Annotated in this window: 19 protein-coding genes; 4 read left to right on the forward strand and 15 right to left on the reverse strand. The window is 69.9% G+C overall.

Annotated features, from left to right (window positions below; all coding sequences use genetic code 11):
• Positions 1-8 precede the first annotated feature (8 nt).
• The 7 genes from KA711_12070 to KA711_12100 all read right to left on the reverse strand — a co-directional run bounded on the left by KA711_12070 (position 9) and on the right by KA711_12100 (position 8,181).
• Positions 9-1,313: an outer membrane protein transport protein gene (locus KA711_12070; protein ID MCM0609705.1), complete on the reverse strand. Its 1,305-nt coding sequence runs from the start codon at positions 1,311-1,313 to the stop codon at positions 9-11.
• Positions 1,314-1,400: 87 nt separating this feature from the next.
• Complete coding sequence (locus tag KA711_12075) at positions 1,401-2,375, reverse strand: fumarylacetoacetate hydrolase family protein (protein ID MCM0609706.1); 975 nt, start codon at positions 2,373-2,375, stop codon at positions 1,401-1,403.
• Between the two features lie 10 nt (positions 2,376-2,385).
• A complete protein-coding gene (locus KA711_12080) occupies positions 2,386-2,982 on the reverse strand; it encodes a VOC family protein (GenBank protein ID MCM0609707.1) in 597 nt (198 codons plus the stop codon).
• The gene (locus KA711_12085) at positions 2,979-4,895 is read right to left on the reverse strand and encodes an FAD-dependent monooxygenase (GenBank protein ID MCM0609708.1); all 1,917 of its coding nucleotides are present in this window, start codon (positions 4,893-4,895) and stop codon (positions 2,979-2,981) included. The genes KA711_12080 and KA711_12085 overlap by 4 nt, the downstream gene beginning before the upstream one ends.
• Positions 4,892-5,524, reverse strand: coding sequence for a glutathione S-transferase family protein (locus tag KA711_12090; protein ID MCM0609709.1), 633 nt, complete (start codon positions 5,522-5,524; stop codon positions 4,892-4,894). Before KA711_12090 ends, KA711_12085 begins: the two co-directional genes overlap by 4 nt.
• Positions 5,521-6,270: an SDR family NAD(P)-dependent oxidoreductase gene (locus KA711_12095; protein MCM0609710.1), complete on the reverse strand. Its 750-nt coding sequence runs from the start codon at positions 6,268-6,270 to the stop codon at positions 5,521-5,523. Before KA711_12095 ends, KA711_12090 begins: the two co-directional genes overlap by 4 nt.
• A gap of 57 nt (positions 6,271-6,327) precedes the next feature.
• Positions 6,328-8,181: an FAD-dependent monooxygenase gene (locus KA711_12100; GenBank protein ID MCM0609711.1), complete on the reverse strand. Its 1,854-nt coding sequence runs from the start codon at positions 8,179-8,181 to the stop codon at positions 6,328-6,330.
• A 272-nt stretch (positions 8,182-8,453) separates the two neighbouring features.
• Here KA711_12100 and KA711_12105 point away from each other — a divergent pair, with 272 nt between their 5' ends.
• From KA711_12105 to KA711_12115, 3 genes are all read left to right on the forward strand, one after another.
• On the forward strand, positions 8,454-9,149 hold the full coding sequence (locus tag KA711_12105; protein MCM0609712.1) for a TetR/AcrR family transcriptional regulator: 696 nt from the start codon (positions 8,454-8,456) through the stop codon (positions 9,147-9,149).
• 160 nt (positions 9,150-9,309) lie between these two features.
• Positions 9,310-9,672: an ABC transporter permease gene (locus KA711_12110; protein MCM0609713.1), complete on the forward strand. Its 363-nt coding sequence runs from the start codon at positions 9,310-9,312 to the stop codon at positions 9,670-9,672.
• A gap of 39 nt (positions 9,673-9,711) precedes the next feature.
• Positions 9,712-11,559, forward strand: a complete 1,848-nt coding sequence (locus tag KA711_12115; GenBank protein ID MCM0609714.1) for an aminopeptidase P family protein — start codon at positions 9,712-9,714, stop codon at positions 11,557-11,559.
• A 36-nt stretch (positions 11,560-11,595) separates the two neighbouring features.
• Here the strand turns inward: KA711_12115 and KA711_12120 are convergent, their stop codons facing one another.
• The 7 genes from KA711_12120 to KA711_12150 form a co-directional block, all read right to left on the reverse strand.
• Complete coding sequence (locus KA711_12120; protein ID MCM0609715.1) at positions 11,596-12,642, reverse strand: TRAP transporter substrate-binding protein; 1,047 nt, start codon at positions 12,640-12,642, stop codon at positions 11,596-11,598.
• An 82-nt stretch (positions 12,643-12,724) separates the two neighbouring features.
• Complete coding sequence (locus KA711_12125) at positions 12,725-14,041, reverse strand: TRAP transporter large permease (protein MCM0609716.1); 1,317 nt, start codon at positions 14,039-14,041, stop codon at positions 12,725-12,727.
• Positions 14,038-14,520 carry a TRAP transporter small permease gene (locus KA711_12130; protein ID MCM0609717.1) on the reverse strand — a complete coding sequence of 161 codons (483 nt, stop codon included), beginning with the start codon at positions 14,518-14,520 and terminating at the stop codon, positions 14,038-14,040. Before KA711_12130 ends, KA711_12125 begins: the two co-directional genes overlap by 4 nt.
• 13 nt (positions 14,521-14,533) lie before the next feature.
• Positions 14,534-14,857, reverse strand: coding sequence for a 2Fe-2S iron-sulfur cluster binding domain-containing protein (locus KA711_12135; GenBank protein MCM0609718.1), 324 nt, complete (start codon positions 14,855-14,857; stop codon positions 14,534-14,536).
• Positions 14,858-14,971: 114 nt separating this feature from the next.
• The gene (locus KA711_12140; protein MCM0609719.1) at positions 14,972-16,453 is read right to left on the reverse strand and encodes a glutamine synthetase; all 1,482 of its coding nucleotides are present in this window, start codon (positions 16,451-16,453) and stop codon (positions 14,972-14,974) included.
• Positions 16,450-17,841, reverse strand: a complete 1,392-nt coding sequence (locus tag KA711_12145) for a Rieske 2Fe-2S domain-containing protein (GenBank protein MCM0609720.1) — start codon at positions 17,839-17,841, stop codon at positions 16,450-16,452. The genes KA711_12140 and KA711_12145 overlap by 4 nt, the downstream gene beginning before the upstream one ends.
• A 130-nt stretch (positions 17,842-17,971) precedes the next feature.
• Complete coding sequence (locus KA711_12150; GenBank protein ID MCM0609721.1) at positions 17,972-18,811, reverse strand: arylesterase; 840 nt, start codon at positions 18,809-18,811, stop codon at positions 17,972-17,974.
• Here KA711_12150 and KA711_12155 point away from each other — a divergent pair.
• Positions 18,693-19,394 carry an ABC transporter ATP-binding protein gene (locus KA711_12155; GenBank protein ID MCM0609722.1) on the forward strand — a complete coding sequence of 234 codons (702 nt, stop codon included), beginning with the start codon at positions 18,693-18,695 and terminating at the stop codon, positions 19,392-19,394. The two genes, KA711_12150 and KA711_12155, sit on opposite strands and share 119 nt — an antisense overlap.
• Positions 19,395-19,401: 7 nt before the next feature.
• On the opposite strand, the gene KA711_12160 is transcribed toward KA711_12155, so the two are convergent.
• Positions 19,402-20,127 carry an ABC transporter ATP-binding protein gene (locus KA711_12160; GenBank protein MCM0609723.1) on the reverse strand — a complete coding sequence of 242 codons (726 nt, stop codon included), beginning with the start codon at positions 20,125-20,127 and terminating at the stop codon, positions 19,402-19,404.
• Position 20,128 lies beyond the last annotated feature (1 nt).

Genomic DNA, 20,128 nt, shown 5'->3' on the forward strand with positions numbered 1-20,128 from the left:
CCAGCGCGTCAATGGCGAATCGAGTACTGGATGCCGAAGGCATGCAGCGAGGTGGACAGGCTTTCCTGGCCCGCGGCTGTCGGAACGCCCGTGAACTGCGAAACCACACCCGAGGCCAGCGCGGACGTTCCTGTGGTGGTGCGCTTGGGCGAGCGCGCATAGAAAAACGACCACTCGGTGCCGGGTGCATGGGTGTAGCCAGCACCCAGCGTGTAGTGCCGGCGAAAGGTGGACGGCGTGGTGAGGTTGTGGGTCGTGTCCTTGTCGTCGAAGACCCTGCTGCTGGCCGACATGCCCGCCGAGACGCGCAGTGCCGGTGTGGCCTGATAGCGCACGCCGAGCTTGTAGACATCCAGATCACGCCAGCCGTTGCCCGGACCGCCGTTGCTGCCACGAAGCGCGCTGCCGTCAAATCCAGGGTTGGCCAAGGCATCCGTCCCGGAATAGCGTATGCGCTGATAGTCCAACATCAGCGAGAGTGCCGGGCTGGGCGAGAACTGAAGCCCCGCCATCAGCGTCTCTGGAATGTCAAACCGGCCGCGGTCGGCCAGCAGGCCTTCGTACTCCTCGAATCGGCTCATTGCGACGCGTGGCGACCACGAGGCGCCCAGGCTCAGCATCTCGTGCGCCCGCCAGTAGCCGCCCACCCGCAGCCCTGCGCCAAAAGAGTACGCCGTGCCGCGGTTGGTCACCCTGTCGGGTGAGGCCGATTGCGAGGTCAGCGCCTGCTGGCCCTCAGCCTTGAACATCTGGCCGGCCAGCAGCAGTGAGCCGCCCACCGATACGCTGTTCGACAAACGCATTGAGAGCGTCGGCGCGACGATCAGCTGCTTCACTCCGGAGACGATGCGGCCGCTGCCGCATAGCGCGTTGCCCCGGAAGGTGGTGCCGGGTGGCGCGGGTTGCGGCGCCAAGCACACGGTGGTGTCGGCAGGGAGGAAAGTGCCTGCGCCATTGCTGTAGCCCACCACGCCGAGAGCCAAGTCCGGCGACATCATGCGGCTGTAGGCTACTTCGCCCAGCAGTTCCCAGCGCTTCTCGCTCTCGATGTCGGTGTCGAGCGCACCGTTCACGGGCGGCGGCAGGCCGGCCTGCCGGCGGAACCGGGTGCTGCCGGATGTCATTGAGAGATTGGCGTCGAAGCGGTTGCCCACCCAGACGGTCGTGGCCGGGTTGGCCGCAGCACCAAACGCGTCCCGCGTGGCCGCTGCGGCCGCACCGCCGACCCCACGCGCCTCCGCGCCGTAGCCGATCTGGAAGTAGCCGTTGTCGGCTTTGGCGGGTGTGAACGCGAGGACCGCTGCGGCGGCCATGAGCCAAGGGACTGGGTGCATGTTGTCTCCAAGTGGATTTGTGATTGACGAACGAAAGGACACGGCAGTACCGCCCGACGTCGGGGCTCACTGCGCGGTGATCGTGTTGCTCAGTGCGCCCAGGCCGGTGATGTCCACGTCGACCCGGTCGCCGTCCTGCAGGAAGCGCCACTGCTCGATGCCCGCGCAGTTGGGCACGCAGCCGGTGGCCAGCAACTCGCCGGGGTGCAGCGTCTCGTTCCATGAGGCGTAGCTGACGATGCTGTCGATCCGGTGCGTCATCAGCGCAGTGCTGCCCTGGCCGCGCAATTGGCCGTTCACCCGCACCGACACCTCCAGCGCATGTGGATCGCGCACCTCGTCGGCGGTGACGATCCATGGCCCCAAGGCATTGCTGCCATCGAAGTCCTTGCCCTTGGCCGGACCGGGGCTGGGTCGGGTGCGCATCTCCTTCATCAGCTGGTCGCGTTCTGAGAAGTCGTTGAAGACCACGTAGCCAAAGACATGCGACATGGCCCGTGCCTTGTCGATGTCCTTGCCCCGGCGGCCGACCACCACGCCGAGTTCGGCCTCGTAGTCGAGCTTGCCGCCCGGCCGGGGGCGAGACACGGCATCCAGGTGCCCCGACAGGTTCATGCGCACGCCCTTGTAGTAGGCCGGCGCAGCGTAAAACGCCTTAGGGATCTTCGCCATGCCCAGCGTGCCCAGCAGCAGCCGGGCGAAGAAGCCGAACTCGTTCTTCAGCACCTGGCCGAAGGCATTCTTGAGGTGCTGCTCGTAGACGCTGAAGCAGCGAATCTGTGGTGGTCTGTAAGGCACATGCAGCGTCACGCTGCGCAGATCGAAGACGGGCATGCGATCCGATGGCGGCGACGCCGCGACGTCCCGCATCAGCGTCCGGATGGCCGGCAACGCGACCGCCTCGTGTTCCATGATGGACAGCAAGCTGGCATAGCGGGAGTCGGAGGCCATTGCGGCGGTGACGTCCAAAACGCGATCGCCCGACAGGGCCACGCCGACATGGGACGTGGCAGAGCCCACGGAGAAGGTGCACAGCTTCATCGAGCCGATCTCAGGACAGGGTCACGAAGCTGCGGCTGACCACTTTGCCGGCGCTCAGCAGCGTTTGCTCGGGGTCCCCGGCCCGGAACCGTTCGAGCAGGAAGTCGGGGTCGAACTCGACGCCGATGGAGTTGTCGGCAAACGCGCCCGAGCGGAACCACTCATCCAGTGCCTCAGGGGTGGCGAAGTTCTCGACCTGCAGTTCGGCCTGCACACCGTCCGGATCGCGGAAGTACATGGACGTGGTGGGGCCATGGTTGATGCACCACTCGGGCGCCAGGCCGTGGCGCTTGAGCCGCTCGAAGGTGTGCAACAAATCGGCCAGCGAACCGTAGGTGAAGGCCACGTGGTCCAACCCCGTCGACTCGCGTCGCTTCGTGGCGAAGTTGTTCGTGTTGACGAGGGCCACCCGGTGATGCTCGTCGTCATAGGACAGGAAGCACAGCAGCTCGTTGCGGAACATCACCTTGGCTCCCAGCACGATGCTCCACCAGTGAATGGCCTTCTCGTAGTGTCGGGTGGTCAGGACGATGTGGGCCAGTTTCTTCGGCGACTTTGCGTCGGGATCGGGACAGGCGACGGGAAAGGGAGTCATCGGATCGGTCATTGCATTTCCTGAATGGGGTTCGATGTCAGGGCCCTCGCGGACCGCTTGTTCGGGGCCAACAGGCCAGTGAACACATCACGCAGCGCGATGCCGGGGTCGGTGCAGCGGCGGCGACTGCGCCACACCACGACTCCGTCGCCGCGCACCAGCACCACGCCGTCTTCATCGACTTCCAGCGCGGCGGCCCAGTCGGCCGTTTCCGCCCGGAATGGCGCCTCCTCACCCTGACCGATCGCCGGGCAGGCCACCTCGATGCCCCAGTCGCTACGCAACTGAGCAAGCGCGGGCTGCCAGCGCGCGTGCTCGGTCTGGCCGACCAGCAAGGTCAGCGGCGCGGCACGGACGAGGTCCCTTGTTGACACCGAGACGCCTTGCTCCTCGCTCCACAGATGCGGAATCAGAGATCCCGGGCTGGTGGTGGGCCAGTACTCGGTGGCACTGTGAGGTGCCGCCGGCTGTGGGCGCGGCTCGCGCAGCACGAAGCCGCTTTCAACGGCGTAGCCCAGGTCTGTGCCCAGCGTGACGAACACCTCGCGCTGCTTGTCGATCGCACGACTCACCCGCTGGCGCGCTGACATCCCAGCGGCTTCCTTGCCGGCCAGCCGGGCCAGCGGCTTCAAGCCACCCGCCATCAGGCCGGCAAAGAGCTTGCGGACGAGTGTGCCCGGCAACAGTCCCAGCAAAGAGGACTGGGACAGGGCGGTCAGCTTGCCGAATCCGCTGGGGTCCAGCCCGGCGACACGCAACACCTCGTCTGACAGCTCGGTGAGTTGCTGGGTACGCAAGGCATGGAAGGTCGCGCTCTCCGCGCGTTCGACCGCAAAGCTGGCCAACAGGGTCTCGGCAAGATCTGGGTGCAGCCGGCCGTTGACCAGCAAACTCAAGCGCCAGGCCAGGCTGGCCGCATCCTGGATGCCATGGTTCAGGCCAAAGCCGCCGATGGCAGAAAAGCCCGCCGCCGCGTCGCCGATCAGCATCACCCGGCCATGGCGGGTGGTTTCGGTGCGACGAAGCGCCATCGTCCAGGGCCGCACAGCCACCAGGTCCACCGGCACTCTGGTGTCCCCGATGGCGGCGTGCACCAACGCAATGGCGCGTGACGCGGGCATGGCCTCGGCCGGCTCCACCGCCGGCAGCGTGGCCGTGGTGAGCACCCAGTCCGAGTCGTCTGCCGTGTGGGCCGTGAGGGTGCCCACCACGGCCGGATTGAGCACCCAGTACAAGGGGCCTGGCCGCGGCGAAGTGAACTTCGACAGGTTGGCGCGGAAATGAATCTGTGCCACCGATTGCAGCGGCGTGACCTTGGTGGCCAGTTCCAGCAGCTGCCGCACCGTGCTGTGCTCGCCGTCGGCGCCGACGGTGTAATCCGCCTGCTGGGTGATGCTCTGACCATTGCGAGCGCGCAGCGTGAGGGTGCAGCCGTCGCGTGCCTGCTGCAGAGCCTGCAGTTCACAGCCCGTGATCAGCCTGATGCAGGGCTCGGCGAGCACACGGCGCCGCAGTATGGGATCGGCCACGTTCTGCGACAGGTGCAGCGGCCTGCAGGGGCTGCTGGCCAGCAGGTGGGCGGTGTATGCCGGGTCGTTGCCGATGGGCACACAGCGGCCCAGGTCCACACCCGCCAGCGAGGTGCACCAGGTGATGTAGCGCAGCTTGAGCGGCGCCGGGCTGGTCTCGCGCATTTCCTCGGCCAGTTCCGGGTCGATAGAGCGCAGCACCTCCATCGACCGGATGGACCAGACATGGCCACGCGGATGCGTGTCGACCTCGGTCTGCCGTTCCACCAGCAAACTGCGAATGCCTTGGCGGGCCAGCAGCAAGGCGAGCACCGAGCCCGCCACGCCAGCGCCGATGATGGCCACCGGCACGGTGCCTGCTTGCGCCGGGGACTGTGTTGGGGTCGGCGCGGTCATGGCAGCAGGCGCGACAGGACTTGCGAGATCTCGGGCGACGATCGCAGGCGACGCAGCCCGGGCAAGGCGACTGCCTCAAGAGCAACCGGTGTCACTTTCGCGGCCAGGTCCAGGGCCACGGCGGCGGCAAAGTCGCCCTGTGTGATGCAGTCTCCCGCCACCCAGGGTGCGTTGCCCATGGCGGCTTCGAGTGCCGTCAGGCCACCCAGGGCCTGGCTGCCGCACTGGTCGATCCAGGGCTGGTAGCGCTTGTCTGCAGGCCGGCGCGTCATCTCGTAGCCGATGGCCACCAATTTGTCGCACACACCGGTGGCCAGCGCGAGGCGCTGCAGGGCCTTGCGCCGCGGCGGACCGTGATGCGGCAGCAACGCCCGGTTCGCCGGGACGGTGTCGTCGACATGGTCCAGGATGGCCGAGCTCTCGACGAGCACTTCTCCATCGGGCAGCACCAGGGCCGGCACCCGGCCGAGCGGGGCAATGCGGCGGATCTCGGCGAACTCGGCCGGGTCGGCGGTCGACAGCGAACGGTGCTCGAATGCCACCTCCTGGAACACCATGCAGGCTGCGACGCGACGCACGGCGGGCGAGATGTAGCGGCCCACCAGCACCGGCAGACGGGCGGCGCTCACCAGGGCTCCTTAAACGGACGCAGGTCGAGCTCGAAGGTCCAGGCCTGCTTGTGCTGGGTGTGCAGGTACCAGTAGGCGTCGACGATTCCCTCGATGCTGATCAGGCCCTCTTCACCCTTCATCTCGGCGATGTAGGGCTTGCCCTTGAGGATGCGGTCGCCTTCCACCGCGCCGTCGACGATGACGTGCCCCACATGCAGCCCCTTGGGGCCGTACTCCTTGTTCATGGCCTGCGCGAAGGTCCGCAGGCCGGCCTTGGCGGCGGTAAACGGGTACATCTTCGGGACGCCGCGCCAGGACGCGCTGGCGCCTGTGAAGAGCACGGTTCCCCGGCCACGTGGCAGCATGCGCCGCACCGCTTCACGGCCGAACAGGAAGCCACCGAAGCAGGCCACGCGCCAGCAGCTCTCGAAGAGCGACGACTCCATGGTGGCCAGGTCGCCGTTCACGTTGTTGCCGGCGTTGTAGATCGCCGCGTCCAGCGGCAGGCCGGCGTCTTCCACGGCCTGGAACAGCCGCACGATGTCGGTCTCCTGCGTGGCATCGGCAAGCACTGCAGTGGCCATCCCGCCCTGCTGGCGGATGGCCTTGGCTACGGCCTCGATCTTGTCGAGCGAGCGGCCGCCCACGAAGAGATGCAGGCCTTCCCGTGCGAACCGGTGGCAGAGCTGGGCGCCAATGCCACGATCAGGGCCAACGCCCAGCACGATGGCAGCTGACGGGCCGGAAGGAGGTGGTGAGTCCAAGGAGAGTCCTTTGTGCTGTGTGGTTGAAGGGCGTGTGATGTCTGACAGCCCGGAGCCTCAGGCGGACAAGGCATGGGATGGAGCCGCTTTGCCCGCCGGAACCTGCAGAACCCGGTTCAGGGCCGCCGTCAGGTCGTCCGCGGCCACCGGGGCAGCGCCCATGTGGCGCCAGGCAATGTGGCCGTCGGGACGAATCATCACCATGCAGTCGGCGCTGCCCTGGGCCCATCCGGCCAGCAAGGGCAGCACGGTCTCAGGGACCAGGGCATTCAAGTCGGCGCTGCGCACTGCGGCGTCGGCGGCCTGGCCGGCAGTGCGTGCGAGGTCGGCCACAGCAGGACCGTGGCAGCCGAAGCCGGCGAGCAGGAAGTGGCCATGTCCGATCAATGCATGTGAGGTGGCCGGGGATGCCGCGCCGCCGCGCAAGGGGAAGTGGGGAAACCGCGCCCCGGGTGTCAGGCACTGAACACAGTCCATCACCGGGTTCGCGCCTTGCGGTGCCGGGTTGCCGTCGTCGCATATCGCTGCGCTGCGGTAAACAAAGCCCAGGTCCATGCCCAGCGTATGGAAGTGCTCGCGCTGTGCTTCGGCGGCTTGCTGTGCCTGTTGCTTGACCTTCGCGAACGTCGGTGTGGCAGCACGCGCCACCTTGCGCAACCGGGCGTCCACTTGCGCCACCATCAGCTTCTTGACTGTGGAGCGGGTCCGTGCAGGCAGGACACGGGACACCGCACTGGCGCGCAGGCGCGCCATGATCGGCAGGTGATCCTGATTGAGGCCCAGTGCATCGGTCACCTGACGCATCCGGTGGTAGTTGGCGGTGCTCAGCCGAGCATTGGCCTCGGCTGATGGTCGTCGCTCGCTGGCATAGGTCTCCAGCAAGCCTGGCCCTGCTTGGCCCTTCATCACCAGAGCCAGTTTCCACGCCAGGTTGTGCGCGTCCGCCGCCCCGGTGTTCAGGCCCAGGCCACCTGTTGGCGGGAACCGGTGCGCGGCGTCGCCAATCAGGAAAGCGCGACCCTGGTGATAGCGCTCTGCCACCTGCGACTGCATGGTCCAGTTCGACAGCGAGGTGATTCGCACCGGCATGCGGCGGTCGCCGAGGGCGGTGCGCAGCAAGCGTTCGCAGCGCTCCAGCGGGAAGTCCTGCGGCGACTCGTGGGGTGGGAAGTACGGCGTCATGAACACCGAGTAGCGGGCGGCGTCGTGAACGATGAAGGTGCCCGGAGCACAGGCTGACAAGGTCCAGAACAGAATCGACGGGCTGTCGCCCACCAAGTGCCGAACATCGGCCTCGAAGTTCACCGTGATCAAGTGGGCCAGGCCGGTCTCACCCAGCATCGGAATGGCCAGTTCCCGTCGGACGCTGCTGCTCGCGCCATCGGCGGCCAGCAACCACTGGCTGCGCACGCGATAGGTCTCGCCGGTGGTGGCATCCTGCACGCGAGAGGTCACGCCTTCGGCCGACTGCTCCGCGCACCGCCACGACTGCCCAAACCGGACTTGGCAGGGAACACGGCGGGAGACTTGTGCCAACAGCAGGCGCTCAAGCAGGTGCTGCGGCACATTGGCCGTCCTCCGGGCACTGACAGCATCGAGCGCCGATATGTAGTCGTGTCCACCCACTTCGATGCGCGCCAGGTCGGGGCTGGCGACGTTGCGGCGCCAGGTGACATAGCGGGCGGCCTGCCATGGCGTGGACACCTTGGCCAGCACCGCCTCGTCGATGCCGATCTCGGCCAGGATCTCCTGGGTCCGGGAGCTGATCACATGGGCCTGCGGCGCTTGGTGCAACTCCTCGCGTTCCTCGATCAGCATGGAGTCGATGCCCTGATCGGCCAGCAGCGCCGCGGCCAGCATGCCCACGGGGCCGGCGCCGACGATCAGGACAGGTGTCTCCACTTCGCGCACTGCTGCCTCTCAAGGACCGCGGCCGCTGCGCCATGCAACAACCGATGTCGCGAGAGCTTATATGTACATAAGCGACCTGGCCTCGGGACTTATACGCATATCAGTTCGGGCCTCGATCCAGAGCGTCGCAAGGCATGCCGTGGGCTCCGGCTCAGGCCGCTGAGCGTTCATTGCACCTGGATGCCGTGGAGTCGCCGCCGGTCGACAATCCATGCACTCCGGCGACAGGCTGGCGCATCCATCCGAAACACGTCACCCACAGCCCATACGACATGAACACAGCGAAGAAGTCCCGAACAGCGTCTGGCGGGGCCAAGGCCGCGAACCGCGCCAAAGGGTCTGCCAGCGCTGATGCGGTCAGCCCCGAGGTGTCGGGCCGGCAGCGCCTGATCGAGGCGGCCGAAATCGAGTTTTCGCAGAAGGGTTTCGATGGCGCGTCGGTGCTGGCCATTGCCCGCCGTGCAGGCGTCAAGCAGCCGCTCCTGAACTACCACTTCGGCAACAAGGAAGGCCTGTGGCGCGCCGTTGTCGAGAACGCCTACGTTGAGACCATCAGCTACTGGATGCACGCCGACGCAGCGATCGACGGCGCCGCCCCCTTAAGCCGACTGCGGGCGCTTCTGCGCGCGTTCGCGGTGATCAACATCCTGCATCCCGCCGCCCACTCGCTGGTATTCATGGAAGTCACCCAGGCGGGCCCCCGGCTTGACTGGCTGGTCAACACGTACATGCGACCGTTCCACCAGGCGCTTGACGCGGTCGTTGCCGAATGCACCGCCGCCGGCTTGTTGAAGACCTATCCGGTGGAGCACGCGAGCATCATGATGACCGGCATGCTGACGGCGGTGCAGGCAGCCGCGCATCTGGTCGAGCGCATCTACGGTGCAGCGCCAATGACCGCAGCACAAGCCGAAGCACATGCCGAACAGGCGATCGATGCGCTGTTCCATGGCATGTTGGCGCGCTGATCCGCACGCCCAGCCATCACCGGCCAGCCCGTCGAACATGCCGCTGCAGACACCGCGGCAGCTTCAGGGCGGGCATCGGTTCCAAACAGGCCGTTGCAGAAGACGAAGCGGAGCATGCAGCCGTCGGGCGGTGCTGGTCGAAGAGGAGGGTTCGACCTGCATGGCCGACAACGACAGCGACTCGGAGGAAGCCCGCTCGCTCAGACCACAGCGGGCGGCGGCCTGTACCAATCGGATCGCCTTCGGTCCTCGGGCCGGCCAGAAGCTGCTGACGGTGCAGGGCGTCATGCCCCGGGCCAGGTCGTGCATGTGCGCGCTGGCCGCCTTCGCCGCCCAGCGCCAGGCGCGCGAGATCGCGCTGCGCCGCCTCATGGGCGCCAGCATCCCGCAGGTCGCCGGCCTGCTGCTGTGGCGGCTGACCCGGCCCGTGCTCCTCGCCGCGCTGATCGCCTGCCCGCTGGCCTGGTGGACGCTGGCGCTGGGGGCGGCACGCCGTCCGATCACCCCCAGGGCCGGCTCCTAGAATCCGGCGCCACTCCGCCCGCCGCCAAGGACGCCCCCGATGGATACCCGCACATCCCCGATCCGCCTGCGCCTCACCCAGCTGCGCGAGGTCATGGCAGAGGCCGGTGTACGGGCGGTGCTGGTGCCCAGCGCCGACCCCCACCTGAGCGAGTACCTGCCCGCGCGCTGGCAGGCGCGCGAGTGGCTCTCGGGCTTCACCGGCAGCATGGGCACGCTGGTGGTGGCGGCCGATGCGGCGGTACTGTTTGCCGACAGCCGCTACTGGACGCAAGCCGAGGCCGAGCTCGCCGGCACCGGCATTGCGCTGGAGAAAATCGCCACCGGGACCTCGACCGCGCATGTGGACTGGCTGGCGCGCGAGCTGCCGCGCAACGCCACGGTCGCCGTCGACGCTCAGGTGCTGGGCCTGGGCCACCACACCGCGCTGCAGCGCGCGCTGGCTGCGGCCGGTGTGCTGCTGCGCACCGACCTCGACCTCGTCGACCGCATCTGGCCCGAGCGCGCGGCGCTGCCGCCGCAGCCCGTGTTCGAGCATCGGGCGCCGCACGCCACCACGCCGCGCAGCGCCAAGCTGGCCGCCATGCAGCAGGCGCTGCACGCCCACGGCGCCACGCACCACCTGGTGAGCACGGTCGACGACCTCGCCTGGATCACCAACCTGCGCGGCAGCGACGTCAACTACAACCCGGTGTTCCTGGGCCACCTGCTGCTCGACGCCACGGCCGCGGCGCCCAGGGGCACCTTGTTCATCGGAGAAGGCAAGGTCGACGCGGCGCTCGCGGCAACGCTGGTGGCCGACGGCATCGCGCTGGCGCCCTACGCGGCGGCCGCGGCGGCGCTGGCGGGCTTGCCCGAGGGCAGCACGCTGCTCGTTGACCCCAAGCGGGTGACGCTGGGCCTGCGGCAGGCGGTGGCGGCGGGCGTGAGCGTCACGGAAGCCGTCAACCCGAGCACGCTGCTCAAGAGCCGCAAGAACGCCGCCGAGGCCGCCCACGTGCGCGAGGCCATGATCGAGGACGGCGTGGCGATGTGCGCCTTCTACGCCTGGTTCGAGGCGGCACGGTCCCGCGGCGAACACATCACCGAGCTCACGGTCGACGAGCGCCTGAGCGCCGAGCGCGCCCGGCGCCCGGGCTACATGGGCCTGAGCTTCGCGGTCATCGCCGGCTTCAACGCCAACGGCGCGATGCCGCATTACCGGGCCACGGCCGAGCACCACGCCGTCATCGAAGGCGATGGACTGCTGCTGATCGACAGCGGCGGCCAGTACCTCGGCGGCACCACCGACATCACCCGGGTGTGGCCGATCGGCACCGTGAGCGCAGCGATGAAGCGCGACTACACCCTGGTGCTCAAGGGCACCATGAACCTCAGCCGGGCACGCTTCCCGCGCGGCACGCCCAGCCCCATGCTCGACAGCCTGGCGCGCGCGCCGCTGTGGGCCGAGGGCATCGAGTTCGGTCACGGCACCGGCCACGGCGTGGGCTACTTCCTGGCCGTCCACGAGGGCCCGCAGAGCATCAGCAAGGCCGTGCCCACGCCGGAGATGGCGATGGAGCCGGGCATGATCACCAGCATCGAGCCCGGCGTGTACCGCGAGGGCCGCTGGGGCGTGCGCATCGAGAACCTGGTGCTCAACGTGCCGGCGAGCACCCCCGAAAGCACGGAAGGCGGCCCCGGCTTCGGCGAGTTTCTCGAATTCGAGACGCTCACGCTGTGCCCGATCGACACGCGCTGCATCGACCGCAGCCTGCTGCGCGCCGACGAGCGGGACTGGCTCAACGGCTACCACGCCACCGTGCGCGAGCGCCTGGCGCCGCGGCTGGCGGCGGCCGAGCACGCCGCGGCACGGGCCTGGCTGCTCGAGCGCACGCAGCCGATCTGACGGGCCGCGGGCCGGCAGGGCCGGCCCCGGACGGCCTCAGCCGCGGCCGTGCTTGGCGATCAGCGCCTTGGCGCTGGACAGCAGCTGCGCGCCCTTGAAGCCGCGCTTGTCCATGTCGGCCACCCACTCGTCGTCGATGGCGGCGGAGCGCCGGATGAAGTCCTCCGCCTCGGCCCGGGTGAAGGTGTGGATGGTGTTGCCGCGGTCGCTGGCTGCCTTGCGGCCGATGGGATCGTTGCCCTGCTGCGTGCGCCCGAGGAAGGCCGAGGCCCCCATGCCGGAGTTGGCGTCGATCACGCGCTTCAGGTCGGCCGGCAGGCCGTCGTACCGGGCCTTGTTCATGGCCATCACGAAGGTGGTGGTGTAGATCGCCGGCATGTCGGTCGGGAACTCGCTGTGGAACTTGGTGAGCTCGTGGACCTTGACCGACGGCACCACTTCCCAGGGGATGACGGCGCCGTCGATGGTGCCTTTGCTCAGCGCGTCGGGAATGCCCGGCAGCGGCATGCCCACCGGCGTGGCGCCCAGCGAGGCCAGCAGCTTGGTCACCTGGCGGGTGGGACCCCGCATCTTCAGCCCGCGCAGGTCGGCGGCGCTGTTGACCGCCTTGCCGGCGGTATGGATGACGCCCGGGCCGTGCACCTGCAGCGCGATGACCTGCGTCTCCTTGAACTCGTCCGGGCACTGGGTCTGGAAGTACTCCCAGTAGGCCTTGGACGTGGCCTCGGCGTTGTTCATCATGAACGGCAGCTCGAAGACCTCGACGCGCGGGAAGCGGCCCGCGGTGTTGCCCGGCAGCGTCCAGACGATGTCCACCACGCCGTCGCGCGCCTGGTCGTACAGCTGCACCGGCGTGCCGCCGAGCTGCATGGCCGGGTAGGCCTCGAACTTGATGCGGCCGCCGGAGTCCTTTTCGACCTTGTCCATCCACGGCTTGTGCATCGTGAGCCAGACGTTGCTCATCGGGGCCATGAAGGTGTGGAACTTCAGCGTCACGGTCTGCTGGCCGAAGGCGGCCAGCGGTGCGCCGAGCGTCGCCACCGTGGCGGCGGCGCCTTGCACGAGGGTGCGGCGTTGGATCATGGGGTCTCCTGGGCTTGGGTGATGGAGGCGGCTTGCCTGCCGGGGAAAGTTAACGCGGAGCCCTGCGCCGGGTGCTCAGGGTTCACCCGACAAAGGGCAGCACCCACAGGGCGATGGCGGGCACGAACAACACCAGCAGCGCACGCAGCGTGTCGGCCAGCAGGAAGGGCACGACGCCGCGGTAGCTCTCGGCGATGGGCACGTCGCGGGCGAGGCTGTTGACGATGTACACGTTCAGGCCCACCGGCGGCGCCAGCAGGCCAAAACCCACGGTCATGAGCACCATCACACCGAACCAGATGGCCACGCTCTCGCTCGGCAGGCCGAAGTCCAGGCCCATCACCACCGGGAAGAAGATCGGGATCGTCAGCAGGATCATGCTGAGCTCGTCCATCACCGCGCCGAGCACGACGTAGAACAGCAGGATCAAACCCACCACCGCCACCGGCGGGATGCTCCAGCCCTTGACGATCTCAGCGAGCTGCCCCGGCACCTGCGTGAGCGCCAGCGCGGCGTTCATGAGATCGGCGCCCAGGAAGATGAGGAAGATCATGCCCGAGGCCGCCGCGGTGGCGGTGAAGCAGTGCGCAAACTTGGCCCAGGTGAGTTCGCGCTTGGCCAGCGCCGCCACGAAGGTGGCCGCCACGCCCACGCCCGCGCCCTCGGCGGGCGTGAACACGCCGCCGTAGATGCCGCCGAACACGACGAGGAAGATGAGCGCGATCGGCACGATGCCCGACAGCGCCTTCAGCGTGAGCGCGGGCGCCTCGTCGTGCTCGGGCGCATGGCCGGGCACGACGCGCACGTAGATCGCGATGGCCACCATGTACATCAGCATCGCGATCAGCCCCGGCACCATCGCCGCGGCAAACAGCTTGGCGATGTTCTGCTCGGTGAGGATGGCGTAGATCACCAGCGGCACCGAAGGCGGGATCAGGATGCCCAGCGTGCCGCCGGCGGCCAGCGTGCCGGTGGCCAGGCGGCCGGAGTAGCCGTGTCTCTTCATCTCCGGCAGCGCCACCTGGGTGATGGTGGCCGCCGTGGCCACGCTCGATCCGCAGATGGCCCCGAAGGCCGCGCAGGCCAGCACCGAGGCCATCGCCAGGCCGCCCTTGAAGCGCGCCATGACGGCGGCGGCGAACACGAACAGCGCGCGGCTCAAGCCCCCCTGCGTGGCAAAGTTGCCCATCAGGATGAACAGCGGGATCACGCTGAGGTCATAACTCGCAAAGCGCGCGAAGGCCTGCGTGTTGAGGAAATTGGCCAACGGCAGCCAGCCGGCCTGCAACAGGTAACCCAGGCCGCCCGCCACGAACATCGAGGCCGCAATCGGCACGCGGATGGCCATCAGCACCAGCATCAGACCGAAGATCAGCAGCGTCAGCGCCAAAGGGCTCACGGCGCGGCCTCCGCCGCGGGCGCGCAGCCCCGCAGGCCTTGCGCCAACGCGATCACGCTGGCCAGGCCGAGGCCGGGCACGATGCCGGCATAGACGATCCACTCCGGAAAGCCCAGCATCATCGAGCCGCTCTGGGTATCCCAGGCGTTCAGGCCGCCGACGGCGCTGCGCCAGGTCATGAAGCCCAGCACCGCGGCCAGCACAAAGGCGCCGAGGCGGTCGAGCCGCTCGCGCGTGGCCTCGCTGGCGCGGGTGGTGAAGAAGTCCACGATGATGTGCCCGCGCTCCCACTGGCACCAGGGCAGGAAGAGCGCAATGGCCGCGCCGGCGGCCGAGCCGGCGAGCTCGAAGTCGCCCAGCAGCGTCCAGCCCGTGGTGTTGCGGCCGATCACGCTGACCACGGTCATCAGCGTGATCGCGGTCAGCAACAGGCCGGCGAACACGGCGCAGGCCTTGGCGAGAAGCTCGAGCACACGCATGGCGCTGGGGGCTTCAGTACTGCCGCGCCGGCAGACGCGCGACGAGCCCGTTGAGCGCAGCGTCGAGCACGATCTGGCACGACAGCCGGCTGCCGGCCTCGCGCGGGGTGGCGGTGAGTTCGAGCATGGCGTCTTCGTCGGCCGAAGGCGCGGGCAGCCGGCTGCGCCAGGGCTCGTCGAGCAAAACGTGGCAGGTGGCGCAGCTCAGCGTGCCGCCGCAGTCGGCGGCGATGGCCTCGACGCCGCCCGCCACCGCCGCCCTCATCAGGCTGCGGCCGCTGGCGTCCTCGACCGTGACGCGGTGGCCGTCGGCGTGGACGAAGTGGATCGTGGGCATCGGCGGGTGGGCTCTCGGGCTGCGGCGGATTGTCGTGGCGCCCGGCACACCGCCACCCTGCGGCATTCCCGACTAGCTGTCATGCCGCAGGGGCATGGCTGGGCGAAGGCGGCTTCAGAAACGGCCGAAGAGCTCGCGGCGGTCCCAGGCCCCGGGGTCGTCGGCCGCGGCGCGGCGCGCGATCTCGGCCCGGCGCACCGCCTCGTGCACCCGCAGCATCGTGGGGCCCAGGGCCTCGGTCAGCACGGCATCGGCGGCCAGCGCGTCCAGCGCGGCGCTGGGCGTGGCCGGAACCGGCGCGGGCTGCGGCCCGTACGGGGCGCGCACCGCGGGGCCGGGTTCGAGCTGCCGGGTCAGACCGTCCAGGCCCGCGGCCACCTGCCCGGCCAGGCACAGGTAGGGGTTGGCCAGCGGCTCGCCGAGTCGGTTCTCGATGCGCGTGGCCGCGTCGCCGGGGCCGCCGATCACGCGCAGCATCGCGCCGCGGTTGTCGAAGCCCCAATGCGCGGCCGTGGGCGCCATCGGGCTGCCCTTGAAGCGCTCGAAGCCCACCGCCGTGGGCACGCTCAGACCGGCCAAGCCCGGCGCATGCGCCAGCAGCCCGGCGAGCCAGTGCGCGCCGGCATCGGACAGCACCGCGCGCGCCTCGTGCGCCCCACCACCGGCCTGGCGCCGCACGAAGGCGTTGCTGCCGGCATGTGGGCCGCCGGCCGTGGCCAGGCTCTGGTGCACGTGCCAGCCGCTGGCCATGGCGCCGGGCAGCGGCGGCCTGGCCATGAAGGTGGCGTGCCAGCCCTCGCGCGCCAGCGCCTGGCGCACGCCATTGCGGAAGGCCAGCAGGTGGTCGGCCGCGGTGAGCGCGTCGGTGGCCGAGAACACGGCCTCGACCTGGCTGGGGCCGAACTCGACCTCCAGGCTGGTGAGCGGCAGGCCCAGGCCCGCGGCCACGCGGCGCACGGTGGCGAAGACGGCATCGCAGCGGTCGGCCCAGGCCTCGTTGAGCAGCCCGTGGCCCGGGTGCAGCGCGTGCACCGCCGCGGGCTCGGCGGGCCAGCCGTCCACGGCCGCGGGCAGCGGATCGGCGCCCTGCCGGTAGACGTGGAACTCCAGCTCCAGCCCCACACGCAGCGTGTAGCCCGCGGCGGCGAGCCGCTCGAGCGCACGGATGAGCACCTGCCGCGGATCGGCCTCCACGGCACGCCCGTCGGTCCAGCGCGGCGTGGCGCGCAGCCAGCCGGTGCGCGGCGCCCAGGGCAGCACGACGAAGCTGGCCGGTTCGGGCCACAGCAGCAGGTTGTTGGCGGCGCCGAAGCCGGCGAGCCCGTCGAGCGCGCCAGGCTCGAACACCGGCAGCGCGGTGCGGTCGGCGCTGTCCTTCAGCAGCAGCGTGCTGACCATGCCGACGCCGTGCTTCAGCGCCGCGGCCAGCGCGCGCGTGCCGAAGGCACCGCCCACCACCAGCGTCTTGCAGCGGTGGGTGCCCTGCAGATCGGCCCAGGCCACGCGCACCTGCTCCAGGCCCGCGGCCTCCACGCGGGCGAACAGCTCGCCCGCGTTCGTGGGCGCCTCGTGGGCCCGCAGATCGGCCGGCCTCATGCCGGCGCGGCCGGGGCGGGGGACGGCTCGGCCAACCAGGGCGCGGCCTCGCGCAGCGCGCGGGCCTTGTCGGCCCAGTGCGCCTCCCAGCCCTGCGCGGGCGCGATGCAGTCGATGGTGACCGGGCCCGTCAGCGCCGCCGCAGAGGCGGCGTCCAGCGCCATCGGCGGCGCGCCGCCGGCGGCCACCGTGTCGATGGCGGCCAGCAGCGTGCGCCGGTTGGCCATGATGACCTTGTCGCTGGTGCCCAGGTGCTCGCGCGTGCGGTCCTGGATCGGGCCCATGCTCTCCACAGCCCACTGATCGTGGCGGTTGATGTCGTCCTCGCCCAGGCCGAGGAAGGTGCGCGTGCGCTGCTCCTCGGGGTTGAAGCCCCAGTCGTCGTGGTGGCCGTGGCGCGGCACGTAGTCGGGCAGGGTCAGGTGTGGCAGGCGCTGCGCGCGCATCGTCTCGTGATCCAGCGGCGCGCCGAAGCTGGTGAAGAAGCTGTACCAGTAAGTGTGCGTGTCGTCCACGGGCACGTGCCACTGCGTGATGGTGAGCGTGTCCGACAGCGGGATCACGAAGGTCTGCGGGAACAGCGCGTTCGTCACGCGCACATGGGTGTGGCGTTCGTCGATATGGCGCAACGTGGTGATGCGCGTGAGCCCTGGCGAGATCTCCGGCATGACGGCCTCGTGACGGATCTCGGGGCTGCAGCGCTCGCGCATCACCCGTGTCATCGGCCAGCGCTGACCGTCGACGTCGCCCACGCTGGCACTGCGGAACTGGCGGCCGTAGGCGTCGGTGCCGGGGGCGTCGTCGAGCATGCGGTGCAGGAAGCTCGGGTGCGCGGGGTCGATGCCCACCTCCACGGCCTGCAGCCAGTTGCAGTGCCACTGGCCCTTGAAGGCAAAGGCGTGGCTGGCCGGCGCCACGAAGGCATCGAGCGCCGGCAGCGCCGGGGGCTCGCCGCCTTCGGGCCCCAGGTACGCCCACACCACGCCCGCCACCACCTGCGTGGGGTAGCGGCGCTGGCGCACGCGCTGGCACAAGGTGCTGCCGATGGGCTCGGCCGGCGTCTCCAGGCAGCGACCCTCGGCGTCGAAGGCCCAGCCGTGGAACGGGCAGCGGATGCGGTCGCCCTCGTGGCGGGCGAAGGCCAGATCGGCGCCGCGGTGCGGGCAGTCGCGGTCGAGCAGGCCCCAGCGGCCTTCGTCGTCCCGGAACAGCACGAGGTCCTGCCCCAGCAGCCGCACGGCCTTCAGCGGGCGTTGGGCCATGCGCGGATCGAAGCGCGGCTCGAATTCGTCGAGCAGCGCCGCGGGCTGCCAGTAGCGCCGCAGCAGCTCGCCACAGGGCGTGCCGGGGCCGACGCGGGTGATGCGGTCGTTGAGTTGCGCTTGCATGTTGGCGGCCAGTCTAGGAGCGTGGGCGGCACCACGGTGTGATCCGCGATGTCGGACGCTCGCCAGCGGGTGCGGGTGCCGCGGGGCGTGGACACGCGGCTGGGCGGGGGCTCGCCGCTGCGGGCGCGGATCAGCCGGGCGCCCGCAGCAGCGGGCGCAGGGCCGGCCAGACGTTGTCCAGCATCCGCGGCTGCGCCTCGGCCGTGGGGTGGATGCGGTCGGGCTGGAAGTAGCGCTCGGCATCGGGCACGTCGGCCACGCCAGCCAGGAAAAACGGCACCAGCGCCGCGCCCTCAATCCGGGCCACGGAGGCGAACAGCTGCGTGAACTGCTCGCCGTAGCGGCGGCCGTAGTTGGGCGGCACCTGCATGCCGGCGATCAGCACACGCGCGCCGGCGGCCTTGGCGGCCTGCGTCATGGCGGTGAGGTTGGCCTGGGTCATGTCCAGCGGCAGGCCACGCAGCGCGTCGTTGCCGCCGAGTTCGATCAGCACCACGCGCGGCCGGTGCTCGCGCAGCAGCGCCGCAAGCCGCGTGCGACCACCCGAGGTGGTGTCACCGCTGATGCTGGCGTTGACCACGCGCCACGGCAGCTTCTCGCGGGCCAGGCGCTGCGTGAGCAGGTTCACCCAGCCGGTGCCGCGCGCCAGGCCGTACTCGGCCGATAGGCTGTCGCCCACGACCAGGATCACCGGCTGCGTGGCCGCGGACGGTGCCGCCGCGGGTGCCCCTGGCGCCTGGGCGGCCGTCGCGGGCAGCGCCAGCCCCGCCAGGAGCAGCGCGCTACAGTGCCGCACCGCAGCAACCACCCAGCGCCGCCGCGCAGCCTGCGCCGGCCGGCACGACCCCTTCATGTCTGAACCCATCATCGCGGTGGACCGTCTCACCAAGCAGGTGGCCGACGCCACCGGGACGCTCACCATACTGCATGAGGTCGATTTCCGGCTCGTGGCGCGGGAATCCGTGGCCATCGTCGGTGCTTCGGGCTCGGGCAAGAGCACGCTGCTGTCCATCCTGGCGGGCCTGGACGTGCCCAGCTCGGGCACCGTGCGCCTGGCCGGCATCGACCTCTTTGCGATGGACGAGGACGCCCGCGCCGCCGGGCGCGCCGAACGAGTGGGCTTCGTGTTCCAGAGTTTCCAGCTGCTGGCCAACCTCACGGCGCTCGAGAACGTGATGCTGCCGCTGGAGCTCAAGGGCGACCCCGCCGCCCGCGCACAGGCCACCGAGATGCTGCAGCGCGTGGGCCTGGGCGAGCGCCTCGGCCACTACCCGCGCGTGATGAGCGGCGGCGAGCAGCAGCGCGTGGCGCTGGCGCGCGCCTTCGTCACGAAGCCCGCGCTGCTGCTGGCCGACGAGCCCACGGGCAGCCTGGACTTCGCCACCGGCGCCAAGGTGATGGACCTCATGTTCGACATGAACCGCGAGGCCGGCACGACGCTCGTGCTGGTGACGCACGACCGCGCCATCGCCGCGCGCTGCGACCGCCAGCTGCGCATGGAGGCCGGCCGCCTGAGCGAGCAGCCGCGCGCCGAGGCGCCGGCCGCCGCCTGAGCCCGGCTCAGACGCCCAGGAACTCCGCCAGCGCTGCGTCTTCGCGCAGCGCGCTGCTGCCGCCTTGCAGCACCACGGCGCCCTTCTGCAGCACCAGCGCGCGGTCGGCGTGCTCCAGCACCTTGCGGTAGTTGCGGTCGACGATGAGCGTGGCGATGCCATCGGCCCGGATCTCGCCAATCACGCGCCAGATCTCGGCCACGATCAGCGGCGCCAGGCCCTCTGTGGCCTCGTCGAGGATGATGAGCTCGGGCTGCGTCATCAGCGCGCGGCCGATGGACAGCATCTGCTGCTCGCCGCCCGAGAGCTGTGCGCCCGGGTGGCCGATGCGCTCGGCCAGCCGCGGAAAGGTGGCCAGCACGCGCTCGAGGCTCCAGCCCTGGCCGCGCGGCGCCACCTTGGCCGGCCGGGCGGCCATCACCAGGTTCTCGCGCACGCTGAGGTTGGGAAAGACGCCGCGGCCCTCGGGCACGTAGGCCACGCCGCGGCGCGCCACCTCGTGCGGGCGGCCGCGGGAGAAGTCTTCGCCGAAGAGGCGGATCTGGCCCTCGCGCTGCGCCACATGGCCCAGCAGCGTGCGGATCAGCGTGCTCTTGCCCATGCCGTTGCGGCCGAGCAGGCCCACGGTCTCGCCGCGGGCAATCTGCAAGTCCACGCCGTGCAGCACGTGGCTGCTGCCGTACCAGGCATGGATCTCGCGGGCGTCCAGGATGGGGTCGCTGGGGTGGCTCATG

The sequence above is a fragment of the Ideonella sp. WA131b genome, from assembly GCA_023657425.1.
Classification (GTDB): domain Bacteria; phylum Pseudomonadota; class Gammaproteobacteria; order Burkholderiales; family Burkholderiaceae_C; genus Rubrivivax.

Bases quoted from the DNA above. Each gene is read 5' to 3' on its own strand.
- KA711_12070 (MCM0609705.1), bottom strand. From the start codon at position 1,313: ATGGCCGCCGCAGCGGTCCTCGCGTTCACACCCGCCAAAGCCGACAAC.
- KA711_12075 (MCM0609706.1), bottom strand. From the start codon at position 2,375: ATGAAGCTGTGCACCTTCTCCGTGGGCTCTGCCACGTCCCATGTCGGC.
- KA711_12080 (MCM0609707.1), bottom strand. From the start codon at position 2,982: ATGACCGATCCGATGACTCCCTTTCCCGTCGCCTGTCCCGATCCCGAC.
- KA711_12085 (MCM0609708.1), bottom strand. From the start codon at position 4,895: ATGACCGCGCCGACCCCAACACAGTCCCCGGCGCAAGCAGGCACCGTG.
- KA711_12105 (MCM0609712.1), top strand. From the start codon at position 8,454: ATGAACACAGCGAAGAAGTCCCGAACAGCGTCTGGCGGGGCCAAGGCC.
- KA711_12110 (MCM0609713.1), top strand. From the start codon at position 9,310: ATGGCCGACAACGACAGCGACTCGGAGGAAGCCCGCTCGCTCAGACCA.
- KA711_12115 (MCM0609714.1), top strand. From the start codon at position 9,712: ATGGATACCCGCACATCCCCGATCCGCCTGCGCCTCACCCAGCTGCGC.
- KA711_12120 (MCM0609715.1), bottom strand. From the start codon at position 12,642: ATGATCCAACGCCGCACCCTCGTGCAAGGCGCCGCCGCCACGGTGGCG.
- KA711_12130 (MCM0609717.1), bottom strand. From the start codon at position 14,520: ATGCGTGTGCTCGAGCTTCTCGCCAAGGCCTGCGCCGTGTTCGCCGGC.
- KA711_12135 (MCM0609718.1), bottom strand. From the start codon at position 14,857: ATGCCCACGATCCACTTCGTCCACGCCGACGGCCACCGCGTCACGGTC.
- KA711_12140 (MCM0609719.1), bottom strand. From the start codon at position 16,453: ATGAGGCCGGCCGATCTGCGGGCCCACGAGGCGCCCACGAACGCGGGC.
- KA711_12145 (MCM0609720.1), bottom strand. From the start codon at position 17,841: ATGCAAGCGCAACTCAACGACCGCATCACCCGCGTCGGCCCCGGCACG.
- KA711_12155 (MCM0609722.1), top strand. From the start codon at position 18,693: ATGTCTGAACCCATCATCGCGGTGGACCGTCTCACCAAGCAGGTGGCC.
- KA711_12150 (MCM0609721.1), bottom strand. From the start codon at position 18,811: ATGGCCACGGATTCCCGCGCCACGAGCCGGAAATCGACCTCATGCAGT.
- KA711_12160 (MCM0609723.1), bottom strand. From the start codon at position 20,127: ATGAGCCACCCCAGCGACCCCATCCTGGACGCCCGCGAGATCCATGCC.